At 67.8% G+C, this 15,400-nt stretch carries 15 protein-coding genes; 3 read left to right on the top strand and 12 right to left on the bottom strand.

The annotated features are described in order from the left end of the window. The 9 genes from HV681_RS14975 to HV681_RS14935 form a co-directional block, all read right to left on the bottom strand. Positions 1–1,443 (bottom strand): TadA family conjugal transfer-associated ATPase, encoded by a 1,443-nt coding sequence (locus tag HV681_RS14975; protein WP_175123815.1) that lies wholly within the window; start codon positions 1,441–1,443, stop codon positions 1–3. A gap of 28 nt (positions 1,444–1,471) precedes the next feature. Beyond that, entirely contained in the window at positions 1,472–2,743 is a 1,272-nt protein-coding gene (locus HV681_RS14970; protein ID WP_175123814.1) for a CpaE/TadZ family protein, read from the bottom strand. Between the two features lie 5 nt (positions 2,744–2,748). Further along, on the bottom strand, positions 2,749–3,450 hold the full coding sequence (locus tag HV681_RS14965; RefSeq protein ID WP_175123813.1) for a CpaD family pilus assembly lipoprotein: 702 nt from the start codon (positions 3,448–3,450) through the stop codon (positions 2,749–2,751). A 20-nt stretch (positions 3,451–3,470) separates the two neighbouring features. Next, positions 3,471–5,054: a type II and III secretion system protein family protein gene (locus HV681_RS14960; RefSeq protein WP_217467854.1), complete on the bottom strand. Its 1,584-nt coding sequence runs from the start codon at positions 5,052–5,054 to the stop codon at positions 3,471–3,473. Between the two features lie 3 nt (positions 5,055–5,057). Next, entirely contained in the window at positions 5,058–6,029 is a 972-nt protein-coding gene (gene cpaB, locus HV681_RS14955) for a Flp pilus assembly protein CpaB (protein WP_175123812.1), read from the bottom strand. Between the two features lie 95 nt (positions 6,030–6,124). Next, on the bottom strand, positions 6,125–6,655 hold the full coding sequence (locus HV681_RS14950; RefSeq protein WP_175123811.1) for an A24 family peptidase: 531 nt from the start codon (positions 6,653–6,655) through the stop codon (positions 6,125–6,127). 14 nt (positions 6,656–6,669) lie between these two features. Further along, entirely contained in the window at positions 6,670–6,873 is a 204-nt protein-coding gene (locus HV681_RS28030; protein ID WP_105241336.1) for a Flp family type IVb pilin, read from the bottom strand. 123 nt (positions 6,874–6,996) lie between these two features. Continuing rightward, on the bottom strand, positions 6,997–8,550 hold the full coding sequence (locus tag HV681_RS14940; protein ID WP_175123810.1) for a sensor histidine kinase: 1,554 nt from the start codon (positions 8,548–8,550) through the stop codon (positions 6,997–6,999). A 4-nt stretch (positions 8,551–8,554) separates the two neighbouring features. Then, a complete protein-coding gene (locus HV681_RS14935) occupies positions 8,555–9,223 on the bottom strand; it encodes a response regulator transcription factor (protein WP_105237018.1) in 669 nt (222 codons plus the stop codon). A 279-nt stretch (positions 9,224–9,502) separates the two neighbouring features. Between HV681_RS14935 and HV681_RS14930 the strand changes: the two genes are divergently transcribed. Then, entirely contained in the window at positions 9,503–10,267 is a 765-nt protein-coding gene (locus HV681_RS14930; RefSeq protein WP_175123809.1) for a lytic transglycosylase domain-containing protein, read from the top strand. A gap of 4 nt (positions 10,268–10,271) precedes the next feature. Here the strand turns inward: HV681_RS14930 and HV681_RS14925 are convergent, their stop codons facing one another. Then, positions 10,272–11,084, bottom strand: a complete 813-nt coding sequence (locus HV681_RS14925; RefSeq protein WP_175123808.1) for a hypothetical protein — start codon at positions 11,082–11,084, stop codon at positions 10,272–10,274. A gap of 220 nt (positions 11,085–11,304) precedes the next feature. Here HV681_RS14925 and HV681_RS14920 point away from each other — a divergent pair, with 220 nt between their 5' ends. Then, positions 11,305–12,342, top strand: coding sequence for an alpha/beta fold hydrolase (locus HV681_RS14920; protein ID WP_175123807.1), 1,038 nt, complete (start codon positions 11,305–11,307; stop codon positions 12,340–12,342). Positions 12,343–12,380: 38 nt separating this feature from the next. Here HV681_RS14920 and HV681_RS14915 read toward each other — a convergent pair whose 3' ends face one another. Beyond that, the gene (locus HV681_RS14915) at positions 12,381–13,178 is read right to left on the bottom strand and encodes an alpha/beta fold hydrolase (RefSeq protein ID WP_175123806.1); all 798 of its coding nucleotides are present in this window, start codon (positions 13,176–13,178) and stop codon (positions 12,381–12,383) included. A gap of 647 nt (positions 13,179–13,825) precedes the next feature. Here HV681_RS14915 and HV681_RS14910 point away from each other — a divergent pair. Continuing rightward, on the top strand, positions 13,826–14,305 hold the full coding sequence (locus HV681_RS14910) for a YjjA family protein (RefSeq protein ID WP_254594977.1): 480 nt from the start codon (positions 13,826–13,828) through the stop codon (positions 14,303–14,305). Positions 14,306–14,346: 41 nt separating this feature from the next. Here HV681_RS14910 and nhaR read toward each other — a convergent pair whose 3' ends face one another. Beyond that, entirely contained in the window at positions 14,347–15,255 is a 909-nt protein-coding gene (gene nhaR, locus HV681_RS14905) for a transcriptional activator NhaR (RefSeq protein WP_175123805.1), read from the bottom strand. Between the last annotated feature and the right edge of the window lie 145 nt (positions 15,256–15,400).

Here is a 15,400-nt window from a genome sequence, read left to right as displayed (position 1 = left end):
TCAGGCGAGATCCTGGTCGAACAGATGCGACTTCTCGGTGTAGAAGTTCGGGCGCAGGCCGCTGCCGGTGTGTTCGCCCAGCACCTGCGTTGCCGTCGAGCCGGCGCGCGAGCGGAAGACGTGCAGCTCCTGCGTCTGGATCACTTCTTCTTCCATGCCGCAGATTTCCATGATGGATACGACGCGCCGGGCGCCATCGCGCATGCGTTCGATCTGCACGATAAGGTCGACGGCGCTGGCGATCTGGCGGCGGATGGCGGCCAGCGGCAATTGCATGTTCGCCATCATCACCATGTTTTCCAGACGCATCAGCGCATCGCGCGGCGTGTTGGCGTGGACGGTGCACAGCGACCCGTCGTGGCCGGTGTTCATGGCTTGGAGCATGTCGAAGCACTCGCCGCCGCGCACTTCGCCCAGGATGATGCGGTCCGGGCGCATGCGCAGCGCGTTCTTCATGAGGTCGCGCTGGTCGACGCGCCCGCCGCCTTCGGCGCTTTCGGGGCGGGTCTCCAGGCGGATGACGTGTTCCTGCTGAAGCTGCAGTTCGGCGGCGTCCTCGATGGTGATGATGCGCTCGAGCGGGCTGATGTTCTGCGACAGCGCATTGAGCAGCGTCGTCTTGCCGGCGCCGGTGCCGCCCGACACGACGATGTTCAGCCGCGCTTCCATCGCGCGGCGCAGCAGCACGGCCATGTCCATCGACATCGCGCCGCGCGTCGCCAGCGATTCCAGCGACAGGTCGCGCCGCATGAACTTGCGGATCGAGATCGTGGTGCCGTCCAGCGCCAGCGGATGCGTGATGACGTTGACGCGGCTGCCGTCCGGCAGGCGGGCGTCGACCATCGGGTTGGCTTCGTCGATGCGGCGGCCGACGCGGGCGGCGATGCGCTGCGCGGTGTTGAAGACGTGCTCTTCGTCGATGAAGGTGATGGACGACAGCTCCAGCTTGCCGAAGCGTTCGACGAAGATCTGGTTGGCGCCGTTCACCAGGATGTCGTTGACCGTGTCGTCGGCGAGCAGCGGTTCGATAGGGCCTACGCCCACCATCTCGTCCAGCATCTGGCGTGCGATCAGTTCCTCTTCCTGGCCGGACAGCTGCAGCCGCTGCTCGTCGCAGATGCGGCGGATCAGCGCGTCGATCTGCGCCTGAAGCCGGTCGCGCGGCATGGCCGCCGCCTTGAGCGGGTCGATCAGCTCGAAGAGCTCGTTGCGGATCACGCGGCGCTGCGCGGTGCTTTCGGCGTTGGGCGCGGCGGCGGCGGGGCGCGGGGCGGGCTGCGGTGCCCGGGGGGCGGGTGCAACGGGCGCGCTGGGCATGGGTGCAGGCTGCGCGACGACCGGCGACGGGACGGCCGGGGCGGCAGCGGCGGGCGTGGCAATGGCCGGCGCGGCGGCGGCCGCTGAAGGGAAGGAGGAAGGCGCGGGCTTTCGGCGGGGCAGCATGATGTCGGTCTGTCGAGTCTTGCGGGAATCAGGCGCGTGCCGCGCGGCCGGCCGGGGCCGAGCGGTTCAGCCAGGAACGCAGCCGATGCAGCGTGCCTTGCTCGGCGGCGGGCGCGGCCGATGGCAGACCGAGAATGCGCGCGCCAAGCTGCGCGACGGCCTGGGCATAGGCGGGCGCGGCTTGCGGCGACAGCGGGCCTTTCAGGAGGCTGGCGGCCAGCGCCTGGCCGGCGTAGGGCAGATGCTGGTCGATGCGCCGGCCGACGAATTCCTCGAACTGCGCCGCGCTCAGTGCGGCGGCCTGCGTCTGGCGCGCGTCGCTGGCCACCAGGACCAGACGCTGATTGGCGCTGCCCTCGCCCAGCTCGGCCAGCAGGCGATGCGTGTTGCGCGCGCCTTGCACGGTCAGCTCGGTCAGCACGACCCGGATGTCGGCATGCGCCAGCACCTCGTCCGCGCCGCCGGGCCGGTGCGACGGCAGGTCCCACAGCGACAGCGAGAACCACTGGCACAGGGCGCCGCCGATTTCGAGCGCGCGCTCGGGGTCGAAGGGCGTTTCAGGACCGGGACGCTGCGCCAGCAGTTGCAGACGTGCGGCAGGCTGCGCCTGCTGCGGCGCGGGCACCTGGCCGGCGGCAAGCAGCGTGCGTTGCAATAGGCGCGGATCGATGTCGGGCGCGGACAGCAGGCTGGCAAGCCCCGCGTCGGCTTCCAGGCCAAGCAGCAGCGGCAGGTCGCCCTTGCGCCGGTCGAAGTCGACCATCACCGTCGGGGTCTGCCGCGAATGCGCCAGCCACAGGCCCAGCGATGCGGTCAGCGTGCTGACACCCAGGCCGCCCGCTGCGCCCACGATGGCCGCGGAACGGCCGGCGCGCGCGGCGCCGCCCTGGCCCAGCGGCGCGTCATCGTCGGCGCGTGCCAGCGTGTCGGCCAGGACGTCCAGGCGCGGCGGCTTGATGAGGTAGTCGAAGATACCGGCCTGCAGCAGCTGGCGGTACAGGTCCACATCCTGCTTGTCGCCCAGCGCAACGATGCGGCACGCGGGGCCGGTCAGGGCCGCCAGTTCCAGCAGCGCGGCGATCGGATGCGGCTCGCCGGTGATGTCGGCCAGCAGCACGGCGGGCAGCGGATTCGCGGCGCACCAGGCGGCCGCGGCGGCGGGGCCGCCCGCTTGCAGCGCGCAGGCGGGACGTTGCAGGCGGACGAGTTGCTCGCCGATGACGGCCAGGTCGGCCTGGGCGGCAAAGACGGCGGGGCCAGGAGTGGGCGCGCCGTTGCGGGTCGGTGTCGTGTTGCTCATGGCCGTCAGTTGTCGAAGTCGATGTCGATCAGGTCGCGGATTTCGCCGGTCTGGTAGCGGTCGACGGCGCCAGCGGCCGCCTTGCCGTCTGCACCTTCCAGCGCGCGCGGCCGGGACAGGTCGCGCGGGTCGCTGACCATGCGCGCCAGGTTGGCGCGGTTCGCGCAGCCCAGCGTGCCGACGCCGTAGTACGGATGGATCGTCCAGTCGTCGGGATTGGCGACGGTGCAGCGCGTGGCCTGCACGGTCAGCGCTTCGGATTGCAGCTCCAGGTCCCAGCCCGCCTGTGCCGCCTCGGCCAGGCGTTGCGTGTCGCGGGGCATGGATTCGACGCGCGGGGCGCGCGCGCCGCTGCGGGCCAGCGCCTGTGCCAGGCGTTGCGCCAGCGCTTCGCCGCGCGCGTTGAACGGTGTCAGCGTCAGCACCTGCGCGTCGATGCGGCCTTGGCGCGTCAGCAGTTCATTGGCGGCGTTCAGCGAATCGGCCGTCAGGCCGTTGCCGTCCGGCGCGGCCTGCAGCGCCAGCGCCACGGCGCGCGGGGCCACGGTGGGCGTCTTGGCGGCCTGGCCTGCGCCGAAGCGCTTTGCGCGCATGTCGTTCAACTGCGTGCCGCAGCCGGCGAGCAGCAGGGCCGCCAGCAGCGGCGCGGCGGGAAGCAGGCGGCGCAGCGCGCGGCCAGTCGGGGAGGCGGTCTTGTCGTGGTGCATGGCGTGTCTCTCGTCCGCGTTCAGTACAGGTAGCCGATGGGGGCTTGCGGCGGCAGCAGGTCGTCGATGCCGGCCAGGCCCTGGCCGGGCACCTGCAGTTCGCCGGCCGCCACGGGGTCGACCACGTTGGCGGTGACCAGGATGACCAACTCGGTCTCGTCCTTGGCGGACACCTCGTGTTCAAACAGCCGGCCCAGCAGCGGGATGCTGCTCAGGCCCGGCACGCCGGAGACGGTCTGTGCCTGCGTCGAGCGCAGCATGCCGGCCAGCGCAAAGCTCTGGCCGCTGGCCAGTTCCACGGTGGTGTCGGCGCGGCGCACTTTCAGCGCGGGGATCGAGATGCCTTGCAACGTCACGGCGCCGTCTTCCGTCAGCTCGCTGACTTCGGGCGCGATGTGCAGGCTGATGCGATTGGCCGACAGCAGCGTCGGCGTCATGCGCAGGATCACGCCGTACGACTTGAAGTCGATCTGCACGTTGTTGTTGGTGATGATGACGATCGGCACTTCGCCGCCCGCGGCAAAGGCGGCGCTTTCGCCGGACATCGCGGTCAGGTTGGGTTCGGCCAGCACCGACGCGAAGCCTTCGGCCGACAGCGCCGAGATGAGGCCGCCCATGGTGAAGCGGCCGCGCGTGGTCATGCCGCCGGCCGCGAAGGTCGAGGTCGTGCGGCCGGGAATCAGGCTGGAGAAGTTCTTGCCGGTGACCGAATCGAACAGCGACGGATTGATGGTGTCCGTAACGGGCGCGAAGCCGCGGGCGGCGCTGCCGGTCATGATGCCCCACGCGCCGCTGCCGGAGTTGAGCGTGGCGGCCCAGTCAAAGCCCAGCTCGTGCGACAGCGTGCGCGACACTTCCACGACGCGCACCTGGATGTTGATCTGCGACGACAGCTCCACCTTGAGCTGGTTGATGACGCCATCGCGCGTGCTGCCCGCGCCGCGCGCCCCGCCGCCGCCTTGGGCGCCGGCGGACGTGCCGTCCAGATAGGCCTGCACCTGATCCACGATCTGGCGCGCCTCGATCGGCGTGCGCACGTTGCCGCGCACGATGATGCGGTTGTTCAGCGACGGTTCCAGCTCGATGTCCGCGCCCGGCACCGAACGCAGGATCTGTGTGCGCAGCGTGGACAGGTCGTGTTCGGCCACGACGCGGATCGCGGCAATGACGTTGTCCTGCGCATCCAGCGCGTACAGCGTCGTGGTGCCGACGGATTGGGCGAAGACGAAGATGTTGTTGGGCGACGGCACCTGGAAGCTGGCCACGCGCGGGTCGGCGACCAGCACCTTGGCTGCGTCGGACTTCAGTTTCAGCAACTGGCCTTCGCGCACATGCAGCGTGATCTCGCCGGTCGGCGCGATCTTCTTCAGACTGGCGGGCAACGCCGTCGGGGTGTTCTTGACGTCGACCGCGGGGCGCTCGCTGGGCGCGGCGGCGGGGGCCGCCAGGACGCCGGCGCCGGTCAGGCACAGCGGCGCGGCCAGGCACAGGCCGGGCAACAGGAGGGCCGCGCCGCGGCGGGGCTGCTTGGGAATCATGGCGTGAACGGAGTTGAGGGCAATGGGATGCGCGGGCGTCGCCGCGGGCAGGCGTTGGGAGCGCATGGGTTACGGGGCGGCGGGTTGCGGGGCGGATGCGTCTTGCGGCGCCGCCTTGTCGAAGGTCTGCGCTTTCTGCTGTTCGCCCTTGAACATCTGCACCACGACCGGCTGGCGCGGCGGCTTGTTGAAGATGTCCGTCGCGTCGTTGATCCGCGTCACCGCGCTGATGGCGTCATGCGGCTGTTCAACCGAATCGGCCTGCGCGCTGCGCAGCGCCAGCTGCAACAGGCCCACTTCGCGGGCGAGGGCAAGACGCTCGGAGTCGTGGGGCGTGACTTCCAGCGTCAGGCTTTCGTAGTAATTGCGAGGCGGCGCGGCTTTCTTGTCCTTATCGGCCGTGTCGGTGGGCGCACTGCTGGCGGGCGCGATGCCGGCGGGGTTGCCGTTCAGCGCCAGCACGCGCACGTTGCGCACGATGGTCTGCGACGCCAGCGTGGTGAACGAGGTATCGGGCTGGCCGGGAAGGGGGGGTTGGCTCGTGTCGCGTTCCAGATGCAGGATCACGTCGACCCGGTCGCCCGCCGACACCAGGCCGGAGTTGCTGGTGACGGCGCTGGCCGGGATCGACACGGCCCGCATGTCGGGCTTGAGCACCGAGGCGACAAAGCCATGATCGCCGCTGAACACCTGCCCGTCGCGCGTCAGCGGCTGGCCGTCCTGCAGGGCGCGGCGCGGGGTGGAGCCGGCGACGGCGCGCTCGACCTTGCGGCGTTCTTCGTCGGTGTCGGCGGTGTAGTGTTCAGCCCGGATCTCGCCGGCCGGCAGTTCGCGCCACGCCAGCGTGCGGCCCGCGACGAAGTCGCCGGGCGCGAGCGGTCCGGCCGCCGACAGCACCATGCGCACCGGCGCGCGGGGCGCCTCGACCTGCTTGACGATGGTCACGGGAGGCGGCGGCCGCATGAGCGCGCGGCCCACCAGGGCCGCTCCCGCGGCCAGCGCGATCGCCGAGGCAAGCAGGATCAATGATCGGGTCTTCATAGCAAATAGGAGTGATTTGTCTTTTCAATTGCATCAGAGGTGCGCAATGACCCCTGATGGCGCGCCGTCGGCGCATGGTCGTGCCTGGATGAAAGCTAGCTGGCGCTCCAGAGCACGAAGACCGCGCCGCAGGCAATCGCAAGCCCGTAGGGAATGCCTTGCATGGGCTCGTCGCGCAGGGCGTGCGGCGTGGGAATGACAAGGCCGGACAGCCAGACGTTGATCCGCATCAGGAACAGCGCCAGCGCACGCTCCAGCGCGCGCAGCAGCGGCAGCGCCAGGGCCATCGCGCCGCCGGCCAGCGCCGTCACGATGAGGAAGACGAAGGTGTGCTCGCCCAGCCACAGGCACAGTACGGCCATCAGCTTGGCGTCACCGGCGCCCATCCAGCGCATGGCAAAGAGGCAATACCCCGCCACCAGCACGCCCGCGCCGGCCAGGACGCCGGTCGTCAGCGACGCGCGCAGCGCGGGGTTGCCCTGCGCCAGCGTCCATCCGGCATACGCGACCCATGCCAGCAGCAACGCCAGCACCAGGCGGTTGCTGATGCGGCGATAGAGCAGGTCGGACACCACCACCCACGCCAGAGCGGGCAGGAGGATGATGCTGGGCAGGGAGTAAGCCACGAAACGTCCGGCGATCAGCCGCCCGAGCGGGCGTCGGTGCCGGCTTCGGTGATGTCGCTGGCGATGGCGCCGAACTTGTCGCGCAGCGCGCTGATGAACGCGCCGTCGGAGCCGAAGATCACGCCCACGGCGGCGGCCATGGCAGCGGCGAGGATGCCGTATTCAATTGCGGTCACGCCGCTTTCGTCACGAAGGAATTGTTGGATGCGGGAGGTCACGGAAAAGTCCAAAAAAGAATCGTCGTGAAGGAAAAAAACAAAGGCTTTGACAGCCGTCATTGCGCAGACGATATTAGGATTCATTTGCAGCTAGCGATCAACCTGCGAATCATTAAGACTCGTTCAGGAACTCCTGCCGGCCGCGCTTTTACAGGGCAGGCGCAGCACGGCAAGCAGGCCGCGCGCGGTGACGCGTGCGTCCGGATCGCGCGCATCCAGATCGTTGTCGGCAAGCACCAGTGACCCCCCGTGCAGCGCGGCTACCGCGTGCACCAGCGCGAGGCCCAGGCCATGTCCGGAGATCGTCCGGTCGCGCGTCAGCCGGCGGAAACGCTGCACGGCCTGGCCGCGCTGGTCGGCGTCGATGCCGGGGCCTTCGTCGGCGGCGCCCAGTTCGATCCAGGCGCCGCGCCGCTGCGCCAGCAGCGTGACCACGGTGCCGGACGGCGCGTACTTGATGGCGTTGTCGGCCAGGTTCACCAGCGCCTGGAACAGCAGCGCGCGGTCGCCCATCAGCGGCAGATCGTCCTCGATGCGGGTCTGCAGGACCAGGCCGCGCTGCTCGGCCAGCACGTCGTAGTAGTCGTGCAGATCGGCCAGCAGGGCGTGGATGTCCAGTTCGGCGGGTTCGTGGTGGCAGCGTCCCGTCTCGACCTCGCTGATGCGCATGACGGTGCGGAACAGGTACAGGATGCGCCGCACCTCTTCTTCGGCCAACGCCATCTCCGCTTCCGCCGCGGGGTTGTTGCGCATCGACTCGGCGGCGTTGCTCAGCCGCTGCTGCAGGCGCGTGAGCGGCGTGCGCAGCTCGTGCGCGATGTGATTGGTGGCATTGCGCACCTCTTCCATCAGGAAGTCGATACGTTCGAGCGCCTGGTTCACGTCGTGTCCCAGTTCGTCGAATTCGTCCTGGCTGCCTTGCAGCGACACGCGCGCGTTCTGGTCGCCGCGTGCAAACCGCGCCATGGTCTGGCGGATGCGCGTGACGCGGTTGGCGGCGCCGATGCTGAACAGCAGGCCCGCGCCCAGGCTGAGCAGCAGCGCGGTGAAGACGCTCAGCCCAACGACCAGCGGCACGGGATAGATGCGGTTGAGCATCGGCAGGATGTCGTACGCGATGACGTAGCGGCCGCCGTCGGGCAGCAGCGACGCATGGCCCAGCCATTCGCTGGAGCCTTCGCCCGTCGTCAGCGATGCCCGCAGCCAGCCGCGGCAGGGTTGCTGCCCGCCGCGGCACATCAGCGGCGACAGCAGTTCGCCGGCGCCGTAGAGCAGGCTGCCGTCGGCTGCCTGAACGGAGATAGCGCGCTCGCGGCGCGGCACGGCGGCTTCGCGCTGGCGCAGCGCGCGCGCCAGGTCCATCGCGCTGTCGCGGCTGCTTAGCGTCTGGTGCGCGCGGATTTCGGCGGCGACCATGTCCTTCACATGCCGCACCATGACGTGCTCGAGCAGATTCTGGCCCCAGGCGATGGAACCCAGCGTGACCAGCAGGAAGATGAACGCGAAGCACGCCGTGTAGCGGAAATGGCTGGTGGTGCGCGTGGGCGGCGGCTCCGACGCGCTCTCGGGCACGCGGCCGTCGCGCCAGAACGATCGCCACGAACCGAACAGGCGGGACAGCGGTCCCTGCCTGAGCGCCCGCAAGGTCTCAGGAAAATCGAACGGCACGGTATTCATCGGATCAGCTCAGCACGTATCCCATGGCCCGCACGGTCTTGAGCAAAGGCTGCGCGAAATCCTTGTCGATCTTCGAGCGCAGCTTGGAGACGTGTACGTCGATCAGGTTGGTCTGCGGATCGAACTGCAGACCCCATACCTTCTCCAGCAGCATGCCGCGCGGCACGGTCTGCCCGGCGTGTTCGGCCAGCGTGCGCAGCAGCAGAAATTCCTTGTCGGTCAGGCTGATGTCGCGGCCGGACCGCGTGACCTTGCGGCGCAGCAGGTCGATCTGCAGATCCTGCACGCACAGACGCGCGGTGTTGGGCGGCGTGGCGTCGTGCCGCTGCACCAGCAGCTCCATGCGCACCATCAGTTCAAGAAAGTCGAAGGGCTTGCCGATGTGGTCCTGCGCGCCGGCGCGCAGCCCCTCGACGCGATCCGAGGCCTGGTCGACGGCTGACAGGATGATGACGGGCGGGTGCGGACGGCCTTGCAGGCGGCGCAGCACCTCGATGCCGTCGATGCCCGGCAGCATGCGGTCCAGGACGGCAATGTCGAACACCTGGCGGTCCAGGGCGATCAGCGCCTGTTCGCCCGAGTCGACGGGCACGCATTGGTGGCCGCTAGCCTGGAACTTGCTGGCCAGCCAATAGCTCACTTTGCTGTCGTCCTCGATTAACAGTATCCGCATGAATTTCCTCGCTCGCGTGTGCCTTCATTCCGCCAGCGTTTGTCGCCGAACTTCTCATGCCGCACGCATCAGAAATTCATCCCGGTAAGCCGTGAGGCTTGCGCCTTCGAGCCAGGCGCTTATGGGATCACGATTCATATCGCAACAGCAACGGGCTAAAAGTTAACAAGATTTAATCTTATTGTAAATAAGAATGATTGTTATTCTTGTAGAATTCGCTTCGTTCTGTTGATCCGATGCCCTGGCGGCTGAAGCGCGCCGTGGCTGATTCCTGCTGCCATGACCGCATTTCTGTTGCGAAGCCGCCGCTGTCTGGGCGCGGCCTTGTTGTCGCTGTCCGCCACCGCAAGTCTTGCCGCCGACGTCTACGTGTCGTTTGACGCGCAAGGCATGGCGCACTTCGCGCCCACCGCGCTGGACGACAGCTACCGGCTGCTGTTCCGCGACATGTCCGCGGGCAGCCGCGGCGCGCGCCGCGCGGCCGAACCCAGTCCGGAAGTCCGCAAGGCGCTGGAACAGGCCGCGCAGCGGCACGGGCTGGATTACGCCCTGCTGCATGCCGTGGCGCAGGCGGAGTCGGGCTTCAATACGCTTGCGGTGTCGCCCAAAGGCGCCGTCGGCCTGATGCAGCTGATGCCCGCCACCGGCAGCCAGTACGGCGTGCCCGGCACGGACGACGCGCTGCAGGCCAATCTTCGCAAGCTGGACCTGAACGTCGATGCCGGCAGCCGCTACCTGCGCGCCCTGCTCGACCGCTACGACGGCAATCTGGAGCTGGCGCTGGCCGCCTACAACGCAGGCGAAGGCGCCGTGCAGCGCGCCGGCAACCGGATCCCGAATTTTGAAGAGACGCGCAACTACGTCAGCCGGATCATGGCGGCGTATCAGCCGGGGGCGTCGACCACGCCGCAAGTGCAGCAGCCCCGCGCGGTGCTGGCCGACAACACCGGCATGACCCCTTCCATGTGGACGATCCAGGGCGATCAGAAAGCGGTCAGGCAGTTCGAGGCAGGCTTCATGGTGGTGCCGCCGCGCAAGCGCTAACGGTTCAGGCCGGCGGGTACGGGCGGACGGTTGCATCCGCCTCGCGCTTGCGATGCGCGAAGTTCAGCGTCACCATCAGCCCCGCCACCATAGAAAACAGATGCTTGAGCGTGTGCCCGCTGAGGAACGCAAAGGTGTCGTAGATCTGATGATCGAGCAGCTCGGCAGCCTTGGCCAGCACGTAGAACCCGATCGCCGCGCCAAAATACAGCCGTTCCCGCATGGGTGTGCCGTTGCGCCATTGCAGCAGCGGCACCAGCACCAGCGGCATGAACTGCACAAAGAGGTAAGGACGCAGATCGCCCGTCGACGTGTGATCGGTGTACCACCACCACGCCACGCTGCCCACCGCCAGCGCGGTCCACAGCACATCGACCCAGCGGCCGTCGCCCACGGTTTCGCGCCACACGGCGGACAGGATGCCGGCGCACAGCAGCGCAATGGGCAGGCGGTCCCAGATCAGGCGCGCGTTGTCCGGCACCAGGTGATACCAGCCGGACCCGAACGCGGTCAGCAAGAGCGCAAGGAAAAACACCGTGTAGCCAGGCCGGATCGCATCCAGCGAAGGGTGCCGGCGCGAGTGCAGCACCAGCGCCAGGCCGTACCACCCGACCACCGCAAAGCCCAGGTTGGACAGCACATCGCCCGCGTTGGGAATGCCCAGCCACGAGCGCTTGTCCGCAAAGTCGTGATAGTGCTCGAGCTGCGGAATCGGCCCATAGAGCACCAGGCCCAGCGCCACCAGGATCACCACCGTCCACGGCAGCACGCGGCGCGAGCGGGGGGAGGACATCGTTGCAGCAGATCGGGTGCTCATGCGGATTCATCCCCGGCAGGCGGGTGTGCCGGCTAGCAGTGATAGTAAAGGTGCCGCCCGGCCGCCTCCAGCCCTTCCAGGGCCCGTCCTTCGGCTTTTTTATGTCCTTGTGTATCCGCCCGCGCGGCGCGTACATGCCGACACCCAACGCCCGGCGGCCTGCGCCACAGTGACGTCCAGCAGTCATGTCCCCTTCAACACGACTTTCTGGAGCATCACCATGTCGGAACCGGTAAACGTCCAGCGGCGCCGCCTGCTGGGTACCACTTCATCGCTGGCGGGCGCCAGCCTGCTGGGCCTCGCGCTCGGCGGCAACGCGATCGCCAAGTCCGTGGCGCAGGCTCCGCAAGGCCTCGTCCCCACGTTCAACAACATCCGGCAGATCCGCGCCGGCACGCTCGACGTGGGCTACGTGGACGCCGGCCCCGCCGACGGCCCCGTCGCCATCCTGCTGCACGGCTGGCCCTATGACATCCACAGCTTCATCGACGTCGTGCCGCGCCTGACCGCCGCCGGTTACCGCGTCATCGTGCCCCATCTGCGCGGCTACGGCACCACCCGGATCGTGTCGCCCGACACCCCGCGCAACGGCGAACAGGCTGTCGTCGCCGTCGACATGATTGCGTTGATGGACGCTCTGAAGATCCGAAAGGCCGTCGTCGCCGGCTTCGACTGGGGCGCGCGCACCGCCTGCATCATGGCCGCGCTGTGGCCCGAACGCTGCGAAGCGCTGGTGTCCGTCAGCGGTTACCTCATCGGCAGCCAGGAAGGCAACCGCAAACCGCTGCCGCCGCAGGCCGAGCTGCAATGGTGGTACCAGTTCTACTTCGCCACTGAGCGCGGCGCCGCCGGCTACGCCGCCAACGTCGACAGCTTCAACAAGCTGATCTGGCAACTGGCCTCGCCCCAATGGCGCTTTGACGACGCAACGTTTGCGCGATCCGCACGCGCCTTCAACAACCCCGACCACGTCGAGATCGTCGTGCACAACTACCGCTGGCGTCTGGGGCTGGCGCAGGGCGAAGCGCAATACGACGCGCTCGAGACGCGCCTGGCGCAACTGCCCAAGATCGGCATTCCGTCCATCACCATGGAAGGCGACGCCAACGGCGCCCCGCATCCGCCACCCGCCGCCTACGCCGGCCAGTTCACCGGCAAATACCAGCACATCGACGTGGGCACCGGCATCGGCCACAACCTGCCGCAAGAGGCGCCCAAGGCGTTTGCCGACGCCGTGCTACGCGTCACGCGCCTGTAGCGCAGAAACGCGTCACACCGCGACACCACGCGCGCCGCTCAGCCGGCGCGCGGCAGCCAGTCAGACACCGTCGCAAGCACCTGCTCGGGCATCTCCCGGTGCGGCACATGGCCGCAGTTCTCGAAGATAACCGGCCGCGCGCCCGCCAATTGCGCAATGCGCTCGGCGTGCACCGTGGACCCGTATTCATCGTTGTCGCCGTGCAGCGCCAGCGCCGGACACTTCACCTGCGCCAACTGCGGGTCCAGCGTCCAGTCCGCGAAGTCCGGCGACAGCCACGTGTCGATCCACGCGCTCAGCACCCAGGCCGCCTTCTCGCCGTGATACTTCTTCAGGCGGTCCAGCTGTCCCGGCTGCGCGAAAGACTCCCGCGCCTGGCGGATCCCTTCCAACGTGCGTTCCTCGGCATAAACCTGCGCCGACTCGGTAATCAGCGCGCGGCAAGACTGCGGATAAGCCGCAGCGCTGGCAATCGCCATCCCCCCGCCCACGCTGTGCCCGAACGCCGCGAACTCTTCCAGTTCAAGCGCCTCGCGCACGGCGCGAAATCCCTCGATAGCCTCGCGCACCACAAAGTCCACGCCCAGCGTGCCCTTGTACGGATCGGACCGGCCGAACCCCAGCCGGTCGTAGGCAATGACCTCGCGGCCCGTTGCGCCCGCCAACCGCTCCGGAAAGTCGCGCCACAACTCCACGCATCCCAGAGAGTCGTGCATCAGCACGATCGGCACGCCGCGCTCGCCGGAGGGGGCAGAGGCGGCGGGCGTCCAGCGCCGCACAAACAGCTGGCCGCCGGCGGCGGGGACGAAGACATCTTGGAATTCGACGGACGACATCTCGGGTTCTCACGAAATAGATGGCACGGGAAGCCTCTTGAATGCGCTGGCGGCACGCCAGCCGCCTCCCCGGGGACAGTGCGAAATAGTAGCGTAGACGCGCAGCGCACACCGCCACGACGCCCCACGAACCCGATGCCGGGTTGCCGCCGCCCGGGCGGCAGCAACCCGGCGGCCCCGCAGATTTCCTGCCCTGAACACAGGTCTTGTAGCGCCCATACCAAAGACCCTGGCAGCACGGCGTCGTGGTCACCGGGGAGGCGAGCGCCGTCGATGCGCCCGAGGGAATCGGAAGGCAGTCGCCGGAGGCGACAACGACGATGACGACGGGGGAGTCCGGAGCGAAGGCTCCGGACCGCAATCGTGGGCGATCGCCTCCCCGGTGACCGCGGCGTCGGGCGACCTACGAAGATCTACGTGGCAGCCAGATCACCCACCGCGAAGCCCCCACGCCCGTCCGACGTTCAACATCCTCACCCATCACACCGGTATCAAACCCGTGACGTTACGAATGCAATTGCTACGGCCCCACGGCGCACGGTATCCCCAAGCACATCATTTGTCGCATTACCCGCCCCGCCCGCACGCCGATCCGCTTCAACGCGCCGCTACGATGGCCGCACTCACCACCGCACCAGGAGCAAGTCATGAAGATCCCTTTCCGCCACCTAGCCGTCGCCGCCGCCCTCATCGCGGCGCAGTGCTACGCAGGCGCCGCCAGCGCCCAGTGGCTCGATGCCGTAAAGGGACAGATGGAGAGCCAAGGCAGCTCAACCCAGGGCGGTACAACCCAAGGCGGCATCCTGCAAGGCCTAGGCAACAGCCTGCCGCTCTCTTCGCTCACCCCCGCCTCAGCCGGCAACGCAGCCGGCGTGCTCGAGTTCTGCATGAAAAACAACTACCTGGCCGGCGGCGATGCCCAGGCTCTGAAAGAAAAACTGATGGGCAAGATCGGCGCCGGCTCAACGCAGAAAGCCAAATCGGATTCCGGATACCTAGCCGGCCTGCAAGGCCTGCTAAACGGCAGCGACGGCAAATCGGTCGACCTGAGCGGCGGCGGACTGAAAGAGGAACTCACCCGCAAGGCCTGCGATCAGGTCCTCAAACACGCGAAGTCGTTCCTGTAATCAGGCGCACACAGCGGTGCGCCAGCCTTCGCGCGCCGCCGTCACTTCACCGTCCCAAAAATATCCTCCCGCGCCGCACGGCTCAACGCCACCACTGCCGGATGCTCCAACCGCTGGTCGGTCGTGATCGCGTAAAACTGCTCCTTCACGTCCGCCGCGTGCCCGATCACGCGCACCCGATACTGCTTGCATAGATAGGCCGCCGTCGCCGTCGGCGCAACAAACAGCCCCGTTCCCGTCTGCCCGAAAGAATTCATCAGCGCACTATCGTCGAATTCGCCCACGATGCGCGGCCGGATGTCATGCTCATCGAACCATTGCAACAGCCGCGGCCGGATCGCGGCGTCCTCGCCCGGCAAGAGGAAGGGCGCCTGGTCCAGCAGCGCCGGAAACGTCCCCGTCAGGCTGTCCAGCAACGGCGGCGATCCAAAGAACGTCAGTCCGCATTCCCCCAGCAGATGGCTGAACCCCCGCACATTCAGATTGTTCGGCATCGGCCGATCCGCGATCACCATATCGAAGCGATGCACCGCCAGATCCGCCAGCAGAAACGGCAACCGCCCTTCGCGGCAGATCAGCCGCACGTCCTGGTCCAGATGCAATGCCGGCTCGATCATCCGGTACACCATCGCCTTCGGCATGCCCTCCGCCACCCCCACCTTGAATTCCAGCGCACGCCGCGCCGGACGCTCGCGCAGGTCGTCCAGCAGTTCGTCGCCCATCGTGAAAATGCGATCCGCATACAGCAGCGCATGGCGGCCGACATCGGTCAGTTCCAGACCGCGCCCCGCCCGCCGGAACAGTTCCGTGCCGAGTGTGGATTCCAGCTCCTGGATCTGGCCGCTGATCGATTGCGGCGTGCGCTGAAGCTGCTGTGCCGCGCGGGCGATGCTGCCCGCCTTCGCGACCGTCCAGAAATAGCGCAGATGCTTGTAGTTGAGAGTGACCATGGCTGATCAATCCAAAAAATCTGACTATTGGGTCATCATAATGCGGATTGTTGGAGGAATCGCCCCGCACTAGACTGGCCTCGTGCGATTGCAGTACCTGTTTTCCCATTGCGCGGCGCACGCGGCGCGATGGAAGGAGGCGCCT

Origin of the sequence: Achromobacter animicus (genome assembly GCF_902859585.1) — a bacterium.
GTDB lineage: Bacteria > Pseudomonadota > Gammaproteobacteria > Burkholderiales > Burkholderiaceae_B > Achromobacter > Achromobacter animicus.
The sequence above is the reverse complement of the archived record's forward strand: the minus strand, read 5'-3'. Positions and strand labels throughout refer to the sequence as shown.

Excerpts from the sequence above, each read along its gene's own strand:
- HV681_RS14975 (WP_175123815.1), bottom strand. The coding sequence starts at position 1,443 with ATGCTGCCCCGCCGAAAGCCCGCGCCTTCCTCCTTCCCTTCAGCGGCC.
- HV681_RS14970 (WP_175123814.1), bottom strand. The coding sequence starts at position 2,743 with ATGAGCAACACGACACCGACCCGCAACGGCGCGCCCACTCCTGGCCCC.
- HV681_RS14965 (WP_175123813.1), bottom strand. The coding sequence starts at position 3,450 with ATGCACCACGACAAGACCGCCTCCCCGACTGGCCGCGCGCTGCGCCGC.
- HV681_RS14960 (WP_217467854.1), bottom strand. The coding sequence starts at position 5,054 with ATGCGCTCCCAACGCCTGCCCGCGGCGACGCCCGCGCATCCCATTGCC.
- cpaB (WP_175123812.1), bottom strand. The coding sequence starts at position 6,029 with ATGAAGACCCGATCATTGATCCTGCTTGCCTCGGCGATCGCGCTGGCC.
- HV681_RS14940 (WP_175123810.1), bottom strand. The coding sequence starts at position 8,550 with ATGAATACCGTGCCGTTCGATTTTCCTGAGACCTTGCGGGCGCTCAGG.
- HV681_RS14935 (WP_105237018.1), bottom strand. The coding sequence starts at position 9,223 with ATGCGGATACTGTTAATCGAGGACGACAGCAAAGTGAGCTATTGGCTG.
- HV681_RS14930 (WP_175123809.1), top strand. The coding sequence starts at position 9,503 with ATGACCGCATTTCTGTTGCGAAGCCGCCGCTGTCTGGGCGCGGCCTTG.
- HV681_RS14925 (WP_175123808.1), bottom strand. The coding sequence starts at position 11,084 with ATGAGCACCCGATCTGCTGCAACGATGTCCTCCCCCCGCTCGCGCCGC.
- HV681_RS14920 (WP_175123807.1), top strand. The coding sequence starts at position 11,305 with ATGTCGGAACCGGTAAACGTCCAGCGGCGCCGCCTGCTGGGTACCACT.
- HV681_RS14915 (WP_175123806.1), bottom strand. The coding sequence starts at position 13,178 with ATGTCGTCCGTCGAATTCCAAGATGTCTTCGTCCCCGCCGCCGGCGGC.
- HV681_RS14910 (WP_254594977.1), top strand. The coding sequence starts at position 13,826 with ATGAAGATCCCTTTCCGCCACCTAGCCGTCGCCGCCGCCCTCATCGCG.
- nhaR (WP_175123805.1), bottom strand. The coding sequence starts at position 15,255 with ATGGTCACTCTCAACTACAAGCATCTGCGCTATTTCTGGACGGTCGCG.